Source organism: Flavobacterium gyeonganense, from assembly GCF_029625295.1.
In the GTDB taxonomy this organism is placed as follows: domain Bacteria; phylum Bacteroidota; class Bacteroidia; order Flavobacteriales; family Flavobacteriaceae; genus Flavobacterium; species Flavobacterium gyeonganense.
Genome location: NZ_CP121112.1, coordinates 4064849 through 4081985, shown reverse-complemented (window position 1 = coordinate 4081985; position 17137 = coordinate 4064849). Strand labels below are relative to the sequence as shown.

Genomic DNA, 17137 nt, shown 5'->3' with positions numbered 1-17137 from the left:
TTTAATGCTATGATAAAATTTCCAAAAATTGACTTTCCGCAATTAAAATCCAAGTTACAGGTAAAATCTCCCTGGGATAGGATTATTATTATGCTATTGAGTCTTTTGATTACCATCCCGGTTTTTATCATATTGCACCAAAACCTGATTGACTTAAAATGGTCTTTTAATTTAGACCGTGTTTTGATTTTTTTAGTTGTTTTTGCAGCAATTTACTTCCTGCTGATGTTGTTACGTACCATCATCTTAATTTGTATTGCCTTATACTTATTAGTTTTATTTTATGGAACAGTTATAGGGAATTATGGCTTTACCGAAATATCCGAAGATTATAATTCGATGATTTATACCATGTCTGACAATCCTTTCCCTCAGGATATCATTGTGGCAAAATTACTTCCGTTTCCTAATAAAACCAAAATTATAAACGCCATAGAGTATCAGAATCCTAAGGTTCGAAATTTTGCCATTATGGCGACTACAAAGCATTTCAAAGGTATCAGGGGGTATTCTGATTACAGAACCATCATTCAGTGTTTTGCCGTTTTTAAAGAAATTAATAATCGATGGAATTACGTTAATGATCCTAAAGAAGGCGATTATATTGCTACAGCTACTGAATCTTTAGAATATTTTTCCGGAGACTGCGATGATCATTCAATTTTGATGGCAGCTGCAATTCGTTCGATTGGCGGAACACCTAGATTAATTCATACCAAAGGACACATTTATCCCGAGATTCTGATTGGATCTTTAATTGATCTGGAAAAAGTCAATTATCTGATTAAGAATGTCCTTTTTGTGAAAGAAAGTAAAGGAAAAATAATTCATTATCATATCGACGAACGCGGCCAGGTCTGGATGAATCTTGATTATACCGCCAAATATCCTGGCGGCCCTTTTATGTATGAAGAAATTTTAGGGGCTTTAACGCTCAATTAGAAAGCAAAAAAACCTGTCAGAAAAACTTAATTCCCAACAGGTTTTCTTTAATATCTTTTATTAAAAACTACTTCTGACGCTTCTTTAAAACATCAACCACATCGTTTAACTGATATCCTTTTGCCTGTAACAAAATCAGGTAATGAAAAAGCAAATCAGCACTTTCGCTAAGGAATAAATCATCGTTGTTATCTTTGGCTTCGATAACCACTTCTACTGCTTCTTCACCTACTTTTTGAGCTATTTTATTTATTCCTTTTTCGAATAAAGAAGCCACATAACTTTTCTCAGAATCAGCATTTTCTCTTCGGGTTTTGATTGTATTTTCTAACTGGGAAATGAAACCATAATTAGCATAATTTGGTTCCTGCCAGCAAGTATCAGCACCAGTATGGCAAGTTGGTCCAACAGGTTTTGCCTGAATTAAAAGCGTATCACCATCGCAGTCATTTTTAATGCTGACCAGATTCAAAAAGTTACCACTCTCCTCTCCTTTCGTCCAAAGTCTTTGTTTTGATCGGCTGAAAAAAGTTACTTTTTGCGTTTCTATTGTTTTTTGAAGCGATTCTTCATTCATATATCCCATCATTAGGACATTTTTGGTTTCTGAATCCTGAATAATTGCCGGAATCAATCCGTGGGAACTTTTGATATCTATGTTCATCTTTTTTAGTCTAAAGTGGAAAGTCGAAAGTCTTAAAGACTATATTCGTACTTCAATATTATTGTTTTTTAACTCTTGTTTCAACGCCTTAATTTCGATTTCCTTAAAGTGAAAAACACTTGCCGCCAAAGCTGCATCTGCTTTTCCTTCTTTGAAAGAATCAACAAAATGCTGCATATTTCCGGCACCTCCCGAAGCAATAATCGGAATATTAATTAATCCTGACAATTTAGCCAAAGCCTCATTTGCAAAACCATTTTTGGTTCCGTCATTGTCCATAGAAGTAAATAATATTTCTCCTGCCCCTCGTTCTGCAACTTCTACAGCCCAATCGAATAAATTTAATTCTGTTGGTACTTTTCCACCCACCAAATGTACGATCCATTGTCCGTCAATTTGTTTGGCATCAATGGCTACTACCACACACTGGCTTCCAAATTTCTGGGCTAGGTCATTAATCAATTGTGGATTTTTTACTGCCGATGAATTGATCGAAACTTTATCAGCACCATTATTCAGCAGAATTTCAACATCTTCAACAGACGAAATTCCGCCACCAACAGTAAACGGAATATTAATTTTCTCCGCAACACTTCGGACCATATTCACTAGCGTTTTACGTCTTTCTTCCGTAGCTGAAATATCCAGAAAAACTAGTTCATCCGCACCTTCAGCCGAATAGATTTCAGCCAGTTCAACCGGATCGCCCGCATCACGCAAATCTACAAAATTTACGCCTTTTACAGTTCTTCCGTTTTTTATATCCAAACAGGGTATGATTCTTTTTGCAAGCATTTTTTTTGTTGTTTCACAGAGATTCGCAAAACGTTCACAGAGATTCACAAAGATTTTTTTTGTGAATCTTTGTGTTTTACTTCGTGCAACTTTGCGAAATAATCTATTTATTTAAAATATAATTCTCTAATTGCTTTAATGTAATTCTTCCCTCGTAAATTGCTTTTCCGATAATCGTTCCTTCACAGCCTAATTCGGCTAATTTTGGCAATTCATCAAAAGTTGAAATTCCACCCGAAGCGATTAATTTTATTCCTTTAGCTTCAGCCAAAATCTTAGCGTACAAATCGAAGCTTGGTCCTTCGAGCATGCCGTCTTTTGCAATATCAGTACAAATTACATACTGAATTCCTTTTGCCTGATAATCCTGAATAAACGGAACTAAATCTTCATCTGAATCTTCAAGCCATCCTGAAACAGATACTTTTTCATCTTTCGCATCAGCGCCCAAAATGATTTTATCCGAACCGTATTCTGCAATCCATTTTTCGAAAATAGTCCTGTTTTTTACGGCAATACTTCCACCTGTAATTTGGTTTGCACCGCTTTCAAAAGCAATTTTCAAATCTGAGTCTGCTTTTAGTCCGCCTCCAAAATCAATTTTTAAACTGGTTTGTGTCGCAATTTGCTCCAAAATTTTATAGTTGACAATTTTGCTTGATTTTGCACCGTCAAGATCTACTAAATGCAGGTATTCAATTCCGTGTGCTTCAAATGATTTCGCTACTTCAAGTGGATTTTCATTATAAATTATTTTGGTATCATAATCCCCCTTGGACAAGCGAACGCATTTTCCTTCAATGATATCTATGGCTGGTATTATTCTCATTTTATTAGTCTTAAAGTTTGAAAGTCAAAAGTCGCAAAGTCTTGGTTTTTGATTGCCGATTAACGATTTTTATTTCAGATTTTCTAAATTGATATTTATTGATTTTTGATATTGAATTGGAATTTGGGATTTAAATATTGGAATTTAACTTCAAAAAGTTATCCAATATCTTCTCCCCAACATCCCCACTCTTTTCAGGATGAAATTGTGTTCCGTAAAAATTATTTTTGTGTAAAGCCGATGCGTATTCGACATCATAATTTGTTGTGGCAATAGCTTCAGCACAATTTGGAGCATAAAAACTATGTACCAGATACATGAATTCATTTTCTGCAATATCCTTAAACAAATCCGATTTTAAATTATAGATTTGGTTCCATCCCATTTGTGGCACTTTTACTTTTGAAGTAAATTTAATCACATCTACATCAAAAATCCCCAACCCTTTTGTATTTCCTTCTTCTGTTGAATTACACATCAACTGCATTCCTAGACAAATTCCTAAAACTGGCTGTTTCAATGCCGGAATCAAAGTATCCAAACCGCTTTCTTTCAGTTTTTTCATCGCGTAACTCGCTTCGCCCACACCTGGAAAAATCACTTTATCTGCCGACTGAATTTCTTCAGGATTATTACTCAAAACAGCTTTAAAACCAAGTCTTTCAATAGCAAACATGATGCTTTGAATATTACCTGCGCCGTAATTTATGATAACTATTTTCATTTAATTTTTGTTTCAGGTTTCAAGTTTAAAGTTTCAAGTTGCCCAACAAAACGTGAAAGCTGAAACTTTAAACCTGAAACAATTTTTCTAAAGATCTGTATAATGAGCAATCATTTTATTTACCAATCCGTTTTCATTAAAAAACATAACTTCAACTGCCATTTTATTCATAACTGATTTATAATAAAGTGCAACCGAATCAATACCTGATGTAACTTCTATCAATTCAAAATGCAAATCAGGAATTTTGGTTAACGCTTTTTCCCAGTATGCCCTTACCTCTTCTTTTCCCTGGATTGAGCCACTTTCTATTCCTGCAGCCAGTTTTAACATTGGCGTTGTAATCTGAATATCATCCGCATAATGCTTCATGATATCTTCTAAATCATGCGAATTCCAGGATTCAATCCATTCTTTGGCAAATTTTTTAGCGTCCATTTCTTTTTGTTTCAGGTTTCAGGTTTAAAGTTACACGTTATTGTACAGAACCTGAAACTTTAAACCTGAAACAAAATTTTTTACAACATTCCCTTCGTCGAAGGCAAAATCATTTTCTCAGTATCTCTTTTTACGGCAACTTTTATAGCTTTAGCGAAAGCTTTAAAAATCGCTTCAATTTTATGGTGTTCGTTATCCCCTTCTGCTTTGATGTTGATATTCGCTTTTGCACCGTCAGAGAACGATTTAAAGAAGTGAAAAAACATTTCGGTTGGCATTTTACCTACCATTTCGCGTTTAAATTCGGTTTCCCAAATCAGCCAGTTTCTTCCACCAAAGTCAATGGCAACCTGAGCTAAACAATCGTCCATTGGCAAACAGAAACCGTAGCGCTCAATTCCTAATTTATTTCCTAATGCTTTTGCAAAAACTTCACCTAAAGCAATTGCCGTATCTTCAATCGTGTGGTGTTCATCAACTTCTAAATCACCTTTTACCAAAATTTCTAAATCCATTTGACCATGACGGGAGATTTGATCCAGCATATGGTCGAAAAAAGCAATTCCGGTATCGATTTTACTTTTTCCTGTTCCGTCTAAATTTAAATTGATAAAAATATCTGTTTCATGTGTTTTACGGGTGATTGAAGCAGAACGCGCCTCTAGTTTTAAAAACTCATAAATCGTTTTCCAGTCCGTTGTCTGCAGGATAATCGTTTCATCTAATTCTTCACGTTTTGATGAAATTTCAGTACTTCCTGCGCCATCAGTCAGGTTCATGAAAATGGCTTTTGCACCAAGATTTTTAGCCAGTTCAACATCGGTTAAACGATCTCCTAAAACAAAAGAATTAGCCAGATCATAGTTTGGATTGTCAATATATTTGGTTAGCATTCCTGTTCTGGGTTTGCGTGTTGGTGCATTATCTTCCGGGAATGAACGGTCTACAAAAATATCATCAAACAAAACACCTTCGTTTTCAAACGCTCTCAGAATAAAATTCTGCGTTGGCCAAAACGTATCTTCCGGAAAACTGTCCGTTCCCAAACCGTCCTGATTGGTTACCATTGCCAGTTCGTAATCCAGTTCATTGGCAATTTTAGCCAGATATTGAAACGCTTTTGGATAAAACTCTAATTTATCCAGACTATCCAATTGATATCCTTCTGGTTCTAAAACAATCGTTCCGTCACGATCGATAAAAAGTACTTTTTTCATATTATATTTTTTTTAGAATAAAGAAAACAGATTAAAGAGAATAGACTTGTTATAAAATCTCTATAGTTCTAAAATTTTTCTTTTTTCTTTACTCTATATTCTTTTCTTTCTATTTCAACAACTTCAATTCTTTAATCAAAACAGCATTTTCTTCAGGAATTCCAATCGTAAAACGAAGACAGTTTTCACATAAAGGCTGCGTAGTTCTGTTTCTGATAACAATTCCTTTTTCAATTAACTGATCGTATCTTTTATTTGCATCATCCACTTTTACCAACACAAAATTAGCTTCTGTAGGGTATACTTTTTCAACAAAAGCAACGTCTCCCAAAATTTTAAGCAGTTCTTCTCTCTGTTCGATGATAGCAGCAATTTCCTGTTTTATTTTTTCTCCATCCTTCAAACGTTCAATCGCTCTTTGCTGCGTTAGTTCGTTTACATTATAAGGAGGTTTAATTTTATTTAAAACTGAAATTACAGCTTGTGAAGCGTAACAAACCCCTAAACGAATTCCGGCCAGACCGTACGCTTTTGAAAGTGTTTGTGTGATTACAAGATTTGGATATTCATCGATTTCAATCAGCCAGCTTTCTTTATCCGAGAAATCAATATAGGCTTCATCAATTACGACTAACCCTTTGAAATTTTGAAGCAACTTCACCACACTTTCATCTGAAAAAGAGTTTCCGGTTGGATTATTTGGCGAACATAAAAAGATAATTTTGGTATTGTCATCAACCGCTTCTAAAATTTTATCAACCTGTGGCTGAAAATCTGTCGAAAGCAAAACTTCCCTGTTTTCTACCGCATTAATATTAGACAGAACGCTGTACATTCCGTAAGTTGGCGGCAATGAAATAATATTGTCTGTTTTCGGTTCACAAAAAGCCCTGAAAAGCAAGTCCAAAACCTCATCGCTTCCGTTTCCTAATAAAATCTGGCTTTGTTTTACATTATTATTTTTAGCTAAAATCGCTTTAACCGAATTCTGCTGTGGATCCGGATAACGGTTCACACCATTTTGAAACGGGTTTTCATTCGCATCCAGAAAAATCATTTCGGCAGTATCAAAATCTTCAAACTCATCACGAGCTGAAGAATAGGGTTTTAATATTTTTACGTTTTCACGTGTTATAGTATTTATATCGAAGGTACTCATTGTTTATATTTTTTTAGAAAATAGAAAAAAGAATCAAGAGAATAGACTTTTCGTATTATTCAAATTCTTTCTTGTTTCTTTGTTCTTTATTCTATTTAAAATGTTTCTTTATTTTATACTCTTTAATCGAAGTGTTACTGCATTTTTATGCGCCTGTAATCCTTCAGCTTCAGCCATAAGTTCAATTGCTGGTCCAATATTCTGAATTCCTTTTTCTGAAATTTTCTGAAAAGTCATGGATTTCATAAAACTGTCCAGATTTACTCCGCTGTAATTTTTCGCATAACCATTTGTAGGCAACGTGTGATTTGTTCCGGAAGCATAATCTCCGGCACTTTCAGGAGTGTAATTCCCGATAAAAACAGAACCCGCATTTACAACACCATTACAGTAAAAATCATCGTATTCTGAACAAATAATAAAATGTTCCGGTCCGTATTCATTGATAAGTTCTAAAGCAATTTTATCGTTTTCAACAAAAATTAATTTAGAATTGGCAATAGCTTTTTTAGCAATTTCTTTTCTTGGAAGAGCCTCTAGCTGAATTTCTATTTCTTTTTCAACAGCGTCAATCAGTTTTTTAGATGTTGAAACCAAAATTACCTGACTGTCTGCTCCATGTTCTGCCTGAGACAATAAATCCGAAGCTACAAAGGCAGGAACAGCTGTATCATCTGCCATCACCAATAATTCTGAAGGTCCGGCCGGCATATCAATTGCTACACCAAATTGTGTTGCCAATTGTTTCGCCACCGTTACAAACTGGTTTCCTGGACCAAAAATTTTATATACTTTCGGGATTGACTGCGTTCCGAAAGTCATTCCGGCAATAGCCTGGATTCCTCCTACTTTTAATATTTTAGTTACGCCACATAAATTGGCAGCATACAAAATTGCAGGATTAATTTTTCCGGTTTTATCCGGAGGTGAGCATAACACAATTTCTTTCGAACCGGCAATTTCTGCAGGCACAGCGAGCATTAAAACCGTTGAAAATAACGGAGCGGTTCCACCCGGGATATACAAACCAATTTTTTGAATTGGTCTTTTTTCCTGCCAGCAGTTTACACCTTCAATCGTTTCAACTGAGATTCTTTCTGTTTTTTGTGCTGAGTGGAATTTATAAATATTGTTTTTAGCCAGCTGAATCGCTTCTTTCAATTCAGCAGAAACTAAAGTAATTGCTTCTTCAATTTCTGCAGGAGAAACTTCATAATTGTCTAAAGCAATTCCGTCGAAGATAGAAGTGTATTTTGCAACAGCCTCATCCCCTTTTTTCTGTACTTCTTTAAATATTTCTTTAACCGTAACTTCGATATCATCGATTGTTTTCGTAGGTCTTTTTAATATTCCTGACCAGGTATCCGGTTTTGGGTTATTTATTTTATTCATAATATTTTATATTAAATTCCAAATTTTAAAATTCCAAATTCCAATGCTTTCGTCATAAAGCTAAAATTTTCAAGCTAAGTTTGGAATTTGGAATTTTATAATTGAAATTTTATTTATAGTACCATTTTCTCAATTGGGCAAACCAGAATCCCTTCTGCTCCTGCTTCTTTCAACTGATCGATTACGTCCCAAAAAGTATCTTTATCGATTACAGAGTGAACGCTGCTCCAGCCTTCCTGAGCTAAAGGCAAAACAGTAAGACTTCTTAAAACTGGTAAAATTTTGCCAATTTCATCAATCTTGTCATTTGGCACGTTCATCAAAATATATTTTGAATTTCTGGCTCTTAAAACAGACTGAATCCTAAATTTTAAAGTATCAATGTGCTTTTGAATTTCAGGGGAAACTTTTGGAGAAACCGCTAAAACCGCTTCACTTTTCAAAATTACCTCAACTTCTTTCAAATTATTTTTAAACAAAGTACTTCCGCTTGAAACGATATCAACAATCGCATCGGCAAGACCAATATTAGGTGCAATTTCTACCGAACCTGAAATCTGGTGAATATCAACTGTTAGTCCGAATGAACCAAAATATTCATTCACTGTATTTGGATATGAAGTTGCAATACGCAAACCAGCCAAATCCTGAACCGAATTGTATTCAAAAGTTTTTGGAACTGCTACAGAAACTTTACATTTTGAGAATCCTAATTTCTGAACCACTTCGATACCTTTTCCTTTTTCTACCAAAAGATTATCGCCTACAATTGCTAAATCTACTACTCCGTCAATTAAATATTGAGGGATATCAGAATTTCTTAAATATAAAACTTCAAGAGGAAAATTTGAAGCTTCTGCTTTTAACTGATCGATTCCGTTGTTGATTGAAATACCGCAGTCTTTTAGGATCTGAATGCTGTCTTCGTTTAAACGACCTGATTTCTGAATTGCAATTTTTAAAGTACTCATTTTTCTTTTTTTGTTTAATTAATAGTTTGAGTACAAAGAATAGGGAATAAAAAACCCGTTTGATGTACTCAAACGGGTTTTAAAATATGATGATTTACATCCATACATTAACACATCGCCTGAGAGCAATTATGAAAATGATGATGATGTAATTGGCTAATAAACATTTTTATGTTGTTTTTTATTCTTTGATTCGGTTGCAAATATACAGGTTAATTTCATAAAAAAGCAATTTTTATTTTAACTTAACAGCAGTTTATTGTTAAAAAAAGATTCTTTGCCATTTGCAGCCTATTTTTACTCCAGGATATTGAACTAAAAAGGTTTCGGATACATTTATAGAGAGCAAAGAAGCACACATTGTTTTTTATAGCCTAATTCCCTCTTCGTTAAATTCTAAAACTACTGTTGTACCTTCATTAATCCTGCTTTCTATCTGAAATTTAATATCAAGCAGTTCTGTAAAACGTTTAACGATAGACAATCCCAATCCTGTTCCTTTAATTTCTGGATGTACTGACGAATTCGACCTGAAAAAAGGATTAAAAATAGCCTCTAAATCTGTTTTCTTAATTCCGATTCCGTTGTCTGAAATCCTGCAGATAATTTTATTGTTTTCTTTAAAAAGTGAAACAGAAACGTGACCACCATTATTTGTATACTTAAGGGCATTAGAAATAATATTCCTAAAAATAGTTACCACAAGGTAATTATCTGAATTGATGTAAAATTCTTCTTCGGCATCAAATTTCATATGGATTGCTTTGCTGCTAATTTTCTCTGAATTTAAAGTAATTACATCTAAAATAACAGCGTTCAGATAAACAGATTCAGATAAAATATTATGTCTTTGATTCTCAAAACGCGCCAGCATAAGAAGCTGATCCACCAATATATTGAGATTATCTACTTCATTGATACAGTAATTTATTTTTTCTTCGTATTCTTTGTTATTACGTGGTTTTCTGATCAGCACTTCCAGAGTCCCCTTTATGACAGTTAAAGGTGTTCTCAATTCGTGTGATGCATCTGATGCAAATTGCTTTTCACGCTCTACGGCATCCTCAATACGATTCAGCAAATTATTGATTGTTTCAGAAAGCGTATATAATTCATCAAGCTTTTTAGGCAGCGGAATTCGGGTTTTAAGATTATCCCTTGTAATCATACCTGAAATATCTGTAATGGCATTAATAGGCCTGATGCTCCTTCCGGCAAAAAAGCGCGCAATTAAAAATAATAGTATTAAAATGAAAGGAAAAGCAATTAACAAAGTCTCAAAAAGGTTATTTAAAACTTTGGTCGAATCTGTAAGTGGCATCGCAATAATCAGATAACCAATTTTTTTTGATTTTATATCAAGCGGAACCTGAATCTGTCTGACAGTGCTTTTTAATAAGGTTGTATCAAAGGTTTTATAAAATCCTACATTATCATGAAATACAAGAACTTCATTTTTTAAATTTGGTGATTTTTCGATCACTTTTTTATGGAGATCCAAAAACTGGACAAAAACCGGATTTACATCCACTGAGTTATGCTCGCGCTCCTCCCATTCCTCTGCATCCATCAGGAAAACCATATTGTTTTCTATTTTGATCTCTTTTAAATGATTCTCAATTTCGATCTTTAAATTCTCATCAAGATGCTTATAAACCGTAAATTTTACTGTGAAATAAATAGCCGCAAAAACTACCAGGATCAACAATCCTGTTGTAATGATATAATTTAAGGCGATTCTGTTTTTAAAGGAAAGCTGTGTCATTACTTAGTCATTAGCAATATAACCTACACCACGGATGGTTTTTATATAGTCTTCTTCAATTTTTAAATTCAGTTTCTTTCTGATAGCATTCATGAAAACATCTATAACCCCGGTATCATATTCAAAATTAATATTCCAGACATCTTTTAAAATCTGGTTGCGGGTGCATACTTTTCCTTTGTTTTCAATCAGGTAACGAAGCAATTCAAATTCCCTTTGTGTAAGTGCAATCTCCTCATCATTTTTTAAGACAAGGTATTTTGATACATCAACTTTAATATTTCCTAACAGTAGTATTTCCAAACCTTTTTTATGCCTTAAATGAACTTTGATCCTTTCAGTCAGCTCCTCAAAACTAAATGGTTTCTTGATATAATCGTTTGCTCCGGCCCTCAACCCCTCGATGGTTTCTTTTACAGTATCTTTGGCTGTTAAAAAAATAATTGGGGTTGTCTGATTTTTAATCCTAATAGCTTTACAAAGGTCTATACCACTAATTTTTGGCAGCATCCAGTCCAGTAAAATCAAATCAAATTGCTGACTTTGGGTTAGTTCAAAACCTATTAAACCATCACTGGCTGTAGTTATCTCATATCCCTCTTCCTCCAGGCCCTGTTTCAAAAACTGAACAATACCCAACTCATCCTCAACTATTAAAATTTGCATTTTTTTATTTTATTAGGATTTTATTTATACATTTATAATCGCCTTTTATCAAAGATAAAAATTTTGTATGGTGTAAATGCTCAAAATTATGACAATAAAAAATATGCAATTTATCTTAAGCAAATATTAAGTTCATCCTAAGCAAGGTAAAGTTGTTTCTTAATTCCGAATTAATCAACCAGATTTAATTTTGTAAAAAAATAAGCCTATGACTTTCTACAAGAAACTTTCACCGTTTTATAATCTTGGTGTATTTTATTTTACCATCAGTTTTGTGTTGCGTATTGTACTAATGTTACATCCAATAACTCAAAGTTCTTTTAACTTTTTAGAAATAATTAAAATCTTCAGTCTTGGCTTATTGAATGATTTGCTTGTGTTTGTAATTCTAAGTGCTTTTTTATGGATGTATTTAATATTTATTTCTGATTCCAAATACAACAAGCCTGCAGGTTATATAATTCTGGGTTTTCTAACTCTCTTATTCTTATATATTGCATCTGGAAAAAGCATTTTTGATGAATATGGCGGTGCTTTGCCTAAAATTGTTACCATTTTTGTGGGAATTAAAACTTTATTGTTTGCAGTATTTTTGTTTATGCCAAAACTGAAAAAGAGAATCAGATTCTGGTTATTTGCTTTTGTTATTTTTCTATATGTTTTATTGATCCTGCAAAATGGAATAAGTGAATATTTTTTCTGGAACGAATTTGGAGTTAAATACAATTTCATAGCTGTAAACTACCTCATTTACACCAATGAAGTTATTGGGAATATTATGCAATCGTATCCTGTCATTCCAATATTTAGTGCTTTATTTTTGGCTACGGCAATCATTACTTATTTTATTATAAAAAAATCAAGAATCTATATTGATGAAATTCCTGATTTTAAAACTAAACTTAAGATTTCAGCGGTTTATATTGCATTATTTTTAGTTTCCTTAATTGCAATTCCAGCTTTAGCCAAAACAGAAAACTCAAAAAATGTATTTGTTAACGAACTGCAATCTAATGGCGTGTATAAATTTTTTCTTGCCTTTCAAAATAATAAACTGGACTATTTTGAATTTTACAAAACGCTGCCACACAGAAAAGCATATGCAATTCTACAACAGCAAATCAAAAGCGTTTCAGGGCAAAATACTAATCGTAATATAGAAAGCGATTATCCTGAGAACCATAAAAATGTAGTGCTGATTACAATAGAAAGTTATAGCGCTGATTTCCTTAAATCCTATGGAAACACTAATAATATAACACCTTTTTTAGATAGTCTGAAGCAAAAGAGTCTAGAGTTTACCAATTTATATGCAACAGGAAACCGTACGGTTCGCGGCCTCGAAGCTGTAACTTTATGCTTACCGCCTTCTCCCGGTGAAAGCATAGTAAAACGTGAAGACAATAAAAACAAATTCTCAACCGGAAACATTTTTAAACAAAAAGGATATAATGTAAAATTCATGTACGGAGGCGATGCCTTTTTTGACAATATGAGGGATTTTTATTCTGGTAACGGATATGAAATCGTTGACAAATCAAACTTTACAGATGAGGAAATTACGTTTTCGAATGTTTGGGGAGTGTGTGATGAAGATATGTACAATAAAGCCATAAAAATTATGAATGCCGAGGCAAAAGAAGGAAAACCATTCTTTAATCATATCATGACTGTCAGCAATCACAGGCCGTTTACGTATCCTAATAATAAAATTGATATTTCCGGAGATGCTAAATCCAGGGATGGTGGCGTAAAATATACGGATTATGCTTTAAGGAAATTTTTTGATATGGCAGGTAAACAACCCTGGTTTAAAAATACTGTTTTTGTAATTGTAGCCGATCATTGTGCTTCAAGCGCTGGAAAAACAGAGTTGCCGTTAGATAAATACCGAATTCCGGCTTTTATTTACAGTCCGTCTGTTAAAGCTGAAAAATACAATCAGCTCATGTCTCAAATAGATTTAATGCCAACCCTTTTCGGACTGCTGCATTTTGATTACGAAAGCAAGTTTTACGGACAGGATGTTTTTAAACCAGATTACAAACCAAGAGCTTTTATCGCAACATATCAGGATTTAGGAATGATAAAGGATAATGTGCTAACTATTTTGTCACCAAAACAGCAGGTAAAACAATACCAGTTATCTTTAATTCCAAAGAAAGGTATTTTACCCGAATATCAGATTCATTATGAAGAAAAAGCTTTGAAAACTGAAAGAACCGATTTAGTAAATGAAACTATTTCGTTTTATCAGACCGCTGCAGATTTACTGAAAAGAAAAGCATATCAAAAATGATAAGACTTTTGGTATTATGAAACCTGAAGCCCTAGCCGTGATGGAAGCGGCATCCTTTACTGCCGGGGTTCGGCAGTAAAGATATAGCGAACAGCGCGAAAATGCTCCTTAAAAACATTCTGCTTAACATTTTAAACCACTCTATTCTAAAACGTTAGATTTATGTATCTTTGAGAAGAAGCCAATTATAAATCTACAGGATGAAAGACATTTTAAAAAAATACAGCAACAAAACAAAAGCCGCTTTTATTTTACTGATTGTTATGCTGATCATCCTGCTTAGCAACTTTAATACGCTGCGAAATTCTAAAAATGTAAACGAAAACATTAACACGATTTATAATGACAGGCTGGTTGTGGCTTATTATATTTTTCAGTATGCAAATGAACTTCATTATATAAAGGCAGAAGCTCAGAAAGAGAACCTGAATGATGTCACCAAAAATGACGAAATTAAAAATGCTTTGAAAATAATACACACCATTGATGATTTGTATTTTAAAACAGTACTGACACCAAAGGAAAAGATACATTTTGACAGTTTTCTGGCTTCCTGCTCTGCGATTAATAAAGATGTACAGAATAAAAACTGGAAACATATTGTGCCTTTATGTGACAAGGCTTTGAAGACACTGGATCAGCTTTCTGAAATTCAGGTAAAGGAAGGAAAAGCAAAACTGGCAAGCGCTAATGCGATGCATAGTGGAAACAATAGTCTTGGACAGCTGGAGATAGGTTTACTGATTGTTCTGGGCGGCATTACTTTCTATTTACTTATTATAAAAAAGCATAAAAGAAATATTAAAATTCCGGGATCGCCGAGCCTTAATTAACTATTTTTATTTTACACCTTCTTTTATAAGATTTAAATTGTAAACCGGCTATTCAATATCTTAAGATATTCTGTTTTACAATTTAAACATTATTTAACTACTCTAAATACATCCCATACCAAAATGGCAATGGAATGATGTGCTTGTATCTTACTAAACTTAAACCTCAAAAGAATTTTACTCAAGATTCAAAAAAAACCAAAACATTGAACTAATTCAACTTTTTTTACAAAATATTTTATTATTCGCAATTAAATTTAATATTTTTTAAATATAATATAATTTTATATTAAAATTTTATTTAAGTTTACAAAATAAACTTTAATTGACAATCAATGATTTAACGTATCTGGAAAAATCCAGTTTTATAACCTCATTTTAACCAAACCAATTTATTTTATGAAAACAAATTTTAAGTTACTGATCATGTGTTCTATCATTCTTTTCGCTTCTTGTGATACAAATGATACTCCTGTAAAAGAAAACGAAGCAGCGACAGATTCTCAGGAAACCGTAACACAAACCAAATCCCTCACAGCAAAAAACAGTACAGTTACAAACGAAAGTGCATTACGATCTGCTGTAGCTGCTGCGGTTGCAGGAGACGTTATTACAATTAGCGGAACAATCAACCTTACAAAGACTTTAGAACTAGCTAAAAGCGGTACTGCAAGTTCAAAAATCAGTATTACAGGTGGCACCCTCAATTGTTCCGGGCTACCTTCTGGCAGCTGGGGTGTGAAAGTGAATGGCAGCTATTGGAACATCACTAATATGACAATTAAAAATGCCCCTGACTGTGGCCTGGTTTTTCAAATTGGCGGATATAATTATGCTAATAATGTTTCTACATTATCAAACGGCGATTCAGGCTTGCAAATTTACAATGGCGGACATGATAACTATATTCTTTCCTGTAAATCAAACGATAATTACGATGCTGCAAATGCCGGAGAAAATGCAGATGGCTTTGCCTGTAAATTATCTGCAGGAAAAAATAATGTGTTTGAAAAATGTACTGCAAACCATAATTCTGATGATGGATGGGATTTATACGGTCAACCTTATACTGTTACAATAAAAAACTGTACAGCAAGCAACAATGGTTTTGGAAGTAATGGAGATGGAAATGGTTTTAAATTAGGAAGCGCAGGACAAAACGTAGCTCATACAGTAACAAATAATACGGCAACAAATAATTTAGCCTGGGGTTATGATGGTAACGGAAATACCGGACATATTACAATTACCGGCAGTGGAGGATCAGGAAACAAAAAAGGATTATTTACAAGACTGTATTAATATATTCAGTAAATAGTAAAAACAAAAGGCAGCTCTATAAAAGCTGCCTTTCTTGTTCTTTATACAAGATTCTTAATCGTTTTGATTCTGCATTCCGAAAAGTTGTCCTTTATGGAATAACTTTAAATCTTCTTTTAACGCTTTGCTGTTACGTTTTGTAAGTTCCTTTGAATCTAAGTCGCTTAAGTCCGGTTTTCCTGCATTTACCCAGGCCGTGTACCAAAAACTTGCTGTTGCTGTAATGGCCTTTTTCATCTGGTTTTCTACCATTCCGTTTAATTCTGTATGCAGTTTTGCAGCATATTCGTCTGAGAATTTAGCCGAATTGTATTTGCTCTTCACAATTTTACCTTCAGCATCGACAACAAAAACCTGATTTTCGGGAGTTGAAGTTCTTAGTTTTTTGTCGACTGCCAAAAGCGGCTGAACCAGACTGTGTGTATCTTTAATCATATCCCAGGTTGCTTTGTGAACATCGTCGTAATACTGCGCTTCAGGAACATTTAATTTATAATTTTTCACAAAAAGTTCAGGCAATCTGCTTTCCCAAAGTGAATGGATTCCTTTTTGATCGCTTAATTGTCCGTCATGATTAGCAGAAGTATGCAATGGCATGTGGGCATCACCAATGTAATGTCCTAAATCGGCAGCCAGAAATAAGATTTCGGCTCTGTTTTTCTCCTTGAAGGCTTTAGTTAATTTGGTCATCATGTCTTCGATATACCAAGGTAAAATTCCGTTATCATTCAGGAATTTAGCATCATATTTTTTATTGGCTTCTTCTAAAGTTTTAGGCAAACTATCAACAGAAATATTGAAGTTTTCCAAATCAATATAATGTCTTGGGTTTTCATCTTTATACTTTAAAGCATATTTACGAATATCTGGAACAGAAGCTTCTTGTGTAATAAAATCAATATGATTATAAAAAAAGACTTGAAGTTGTTGAGGCAGCGCCATTACTGCCGCTTTATTGATGCGTTCATGACCTACAATTCCCCATGATAAGGTCAAAAATCCAATTATAACTGCAAAAAAAGCAATTAGTCTTGGTTTCATTTTAAAGTTTTTCATTTGAAGTTTATTTGAACTGCAAATTTATTTCATTTAAAGATAATTCAAAAGAATACTAATTAATATT

The 17137-nt window shown here is 33.7% G+C and carries 16 protein-coding genes; 4 read left to right on the top strand and 12 right to left on the bottom strand.

Translation table 11 applies throughout. The features are described 5' to 3' along the window. Positions 1-9 precede the first annotated feature (9 nt). A complete protein-coding gene (locus P5P89_RS17695; RefSeq protein ID WP_278009496.1) occupies positions 10-942 on the top strand; it encodes a transglutaminase-like domain-containing protein in 933 nt (310 codons plus the stop codon). 67 nt (positions 943-1009) lie between these two features. Here P5P89_RS17695 and hisIE read toward each other — a convergent pair whose 3' ends face one another. The 11 genes from hisIE to P5P89_RS17640 form a co-directional block, all read right to left on the bottom strand. Then, a complete protein-coding gene (hisIE, locus tag P5P89_RS17690) occupies positions 1010-1606 on the bottom strand; it encodes a bifunctional phosphoribosyl-AMP cyclohydrolase/phosphoribosyl-ATP diphosphatase HisIE (protein ID WP_278009495.1) in 597 nt (198 codons plus the stop codon). A gap of 39 nt (positions 1607-1645) precedes the next feature. Continuing rightward, positions 1646-2401, bottom strand: a complete 756-nt coding sequence (hisF, locus tag P5P89_RS17685; protein WP_278009494.1) for an imidazole glycerol phosphate synthase subunit HisF — start codon at positions 2399-2401, stop codon at positions 1646-1648. Between the two features lie 103 nt (positions 2402-2504). Further along, entirely contained in the window at positions 2505-3230 is a 726-nt protein-coding gene (gene hisA, locus P5P89_RS17680; RefSeq protein WP_278009493.1) for a 1-(5-phosphoribosyl)-5-[(5-phosphoribosylamino)methylideneamino]imidazole-4-carboxamide isomerase, read from the bottom strand. A gap of 130 nt (positions 3231-3360) precedes the next feature. Next, entirely contained in the window at positions 3361-3954 is a 594-nt protein-coding gene (gene hisH, locus P5P89_RS17675) for an imidazole glycerol phosphate synthase subunit HisH (protein ID WP_278009492.1), read from the bottom strand. Between the two features lie 87 nt (positions 3955-4041). Further along, the gene (locus P5P89_RS17670) at positions 4042-4392 is read right to left on the bottom strand and encodes a nuclear transport factor 2 family protein (RefSeq protein ID WP_278009491.1); all 351 of its coding nucleotides are present in this window, start codon (positions 4390-4392) and stop codon (positions 4042-4044) included. Between the two features lie 80 nt (positions 4393-4472). Continuing rightward, entirely contained in the window at positions 4473-5609 is a 1137-nt protein-coding gene (gene hisB / locus P5P89_RS17665) for a bifunctional histidinol-phosphatase/imidazoleglycerol-phosphate dehydratase HisB (RefSeq protein WP_223680654.1), read from the bottom strand. A gap of 109 nt (positions 5610-5718) precedes the next feature. Continuing rightward, positions 5719-6768: a histidinol-phosphate transaminase gene (hisC, locus tag P5P89_RS17660; RefSeq protein WP_278009490.1), complete on the bottom strand. Its 1050-nt coding sequence runs from the start codon at positions 6766-6768 to the stop codon at positions 5719-5721. Positions 6769-6876: 108 nt separating this feature from the next. Continuing rightward, the gene (hisD, locus tag P5P89_RS17655) at positions 6877-8160 is read right to left on the bottom strand and encodes a histidinol dehydrogenase (RefSeq protein ID WP_278009489.1); all 1284 of its coding nucleotides are present in this window, start codon (positions 8158-8160) and stop codon (positions 6877-6879) included. A gap of 113 nt (positions 8161-8273) precedes the next feature. Continuing rightward, entirely contained in the window at positions 8274-9131 is an 858-nt protein-coding gene (gene hisG, locus P5P89_RS17650; protein WP_278009488.1) for an ATP phosphoribosyltransferase, read from the bottom strand. Positions 9132-9498: 367 nt separating this feature from the next. Then, a complete protein-coding gene (locus P5P89_RS17645; RefSeq protein ID WP_278009487.1) occupies positions 9499-10896 on the bottom strand; it encodes a sensor histidine kinase in 1398 nt (465 codons plus the stop codon). A gap of 3 nt (positions 10897-10899) precedes the next feature. Next, entirely contained in the window at positions 10900-11562 is a 663-nt protein-coding gene (locus P5P89_RS17640) for a response regulator transcription factor (protein ID WP_278009486.1), read from the bottom strand. Positions 11563-11770: 208 nt separating this feature from the next. On the opposite strand from P5P89_RS17640, the gene P5P89_RS17635 reads away from it, so the two are divergent. The 3 genes from P5P89_RS17635 to P5P89_RS17625 all read left to right on the top strand — a co-directional run bounded on the left by P5P89_RS17635 (position 11771) and on the right by P5P89_RS17625 (position 15996). Beyond that, on the top strand, positions 11771-13861 hold the full coding sequence (locus P5P89_RS17635; protein WP_278009485.1) for an LTA synthase family protein: 2091 nt from the start codon (positions 11771-11773) through the stop codon (positions 13859-13861). A 200-nt stretch (positions 13862-14061) separates the two neighbouring features. Next, the gene (locus P5P89_RS17630) at positions 14062-14694 is read left to right on the top strand and encodes an MCP four helix bundle domain-containing protein (protein ID WP_269235807.1); all 633 of its coding nucleotides are present in this window, start codon (positions 14062-14064) and stop codon (positions 14692-14694) included. A 399-nt stretch (positions 14695-15093) separates the two neighbouring features. After that, a complete protein-coding gene (locus P5P89_RS17625; RefSeq protein WP_278009484.1) occupies positions 15094-15996 on the top strand; it encodes a right-handed parallel beta-helix repeat-containing protein in 903 nt (300 codons plus the stop codon). Between the two features lie 72 nt (positions 15997-16068). Here the strand turns inward: P5P89_RS17625 and P5P89_RS17620 are convergent, their stop codons facing one another. Beyond that, complete coding sequence (locus P5P89_RS17620; protein WP_278009483.1) at positions 16069-17070, bottom strand: zinc dependent phospholipase C family protein; 1002 nt, start codon at positions 17068-17070, stop codon at positions 16069-16071. Positions 17071-17137: the final 67 nt, after the last annotated feature.

Excerpts from the sequence above, each read along its gene's own strand:
- P5P89_RS17695 (WP_278009496.1), top strand. The coding sequence starts at position 10 with ATGATAAAATTTCCAAAAATTGACTTTCCGCAATTAAAATCCAAGTTA.
- hisIE (WP_278009495.1), bottom strand. The coding sequence starts at position 1,606 with ATGAACATAGATATCAAAAGTTCCCACGGATTGATTCCGGCAATTATT.
- hisF (WP_278009494.1), bottom strand. The coding sequence starts at position 2,401 with ATGCTTGCAAAAAGAATCATACCCTGTTTGGATATAAAAAACGGAAGA.
- hisA (WP_278009493.1), bottom strand. The coding sequence starts at position 3,230 with ATGAGAATAATACCAGCCATAGATATCATTGAAGGAAAATGCGTTCGC.
- hisH (WP_278009492.1), bottom strand. The coding sequence starts at position 3,954 with ATGAAAATAGTTATCATAAATTACGGCGCAGGTAATATTCAAAGCATC.
- P5P89_RS17670 (WP_278009491.1), bottom strand. The coding sequence starts at position 4,392 with ATGGACGCTAAAAAATTTGCCAAAGAATGGATTGAATCCTGGAATTCG.
- hisB (WP_223680654.1), bottom strand. The coding sequence starts at position 5,609 with ATGAAAAAAGTACTTTTTATCGATCGTGACGGAACGATTGTTTTAGAA.
- hisC (WP_278009490.1), bottom strand. The coding sequence starts at position 6,768 with ATGAGTACCTTCGATATAAATACTATAACACGTGAAAACGTAAAAATA.
- hisD (WP_278009489.1), bottom strand. The coding sequence starts at position 8,160 with ATGAATAAAATAAATAACCCAAAACCGGATACCTGGTCAGGAATATTA.
- hisG (WP_278009488.1), bottom strand. The coding sequence starts at position 9,131 with ATGAGTACTTTAAAAATTGCAATTCAGAAATCAGGTCGTTTAAACGAA.
- P5P89_RS17645 (WP_278009487.1), bottom strand. The coding sequence starts at position 10,896 with ATGACACAGCTTTCCTTTAAAAACAGAATCGCCTTAAATTATATCATT.
- P5P89_RS17640 (WP_278009486.1), bottom strand. The coding sequence starts at position 11,562 with ATGCAAATTTTAATAGTTGAGGATGAGTTGGGTATTGTTCAGTTTTTG.
- P5P89_RS17635 (WP_278009485.1), top strand. The coding sequence starts at position 11,771 with ATGACTTTCTACAAGAAACTTTCACCGTTTTATAATCTTGGTGTATTT.
- P5P89_RS17630 (WP_269235807.1), top strand. The coding sequence starts at position 14,062 with ATGAAAGACATTTTAAAAAAATACAGCAACAAAACAAAAGCCGCTTTT.
- P5P89_RS17625 (WP_278009484.1), top strand. The coding sequence starts at position 15,094 with ATGAAAACAAATTTTAAGTTACTGATCATGTGTTCTATCATTCTTTTC.
- P5P89_RS17620 (WP_278009483.1), bottom strand. The coding sequence starts at position 17,070 with ATGAAAAACTTTAAAATGAAACCAAGACTAATTGCTTTTTTTGCAGTT.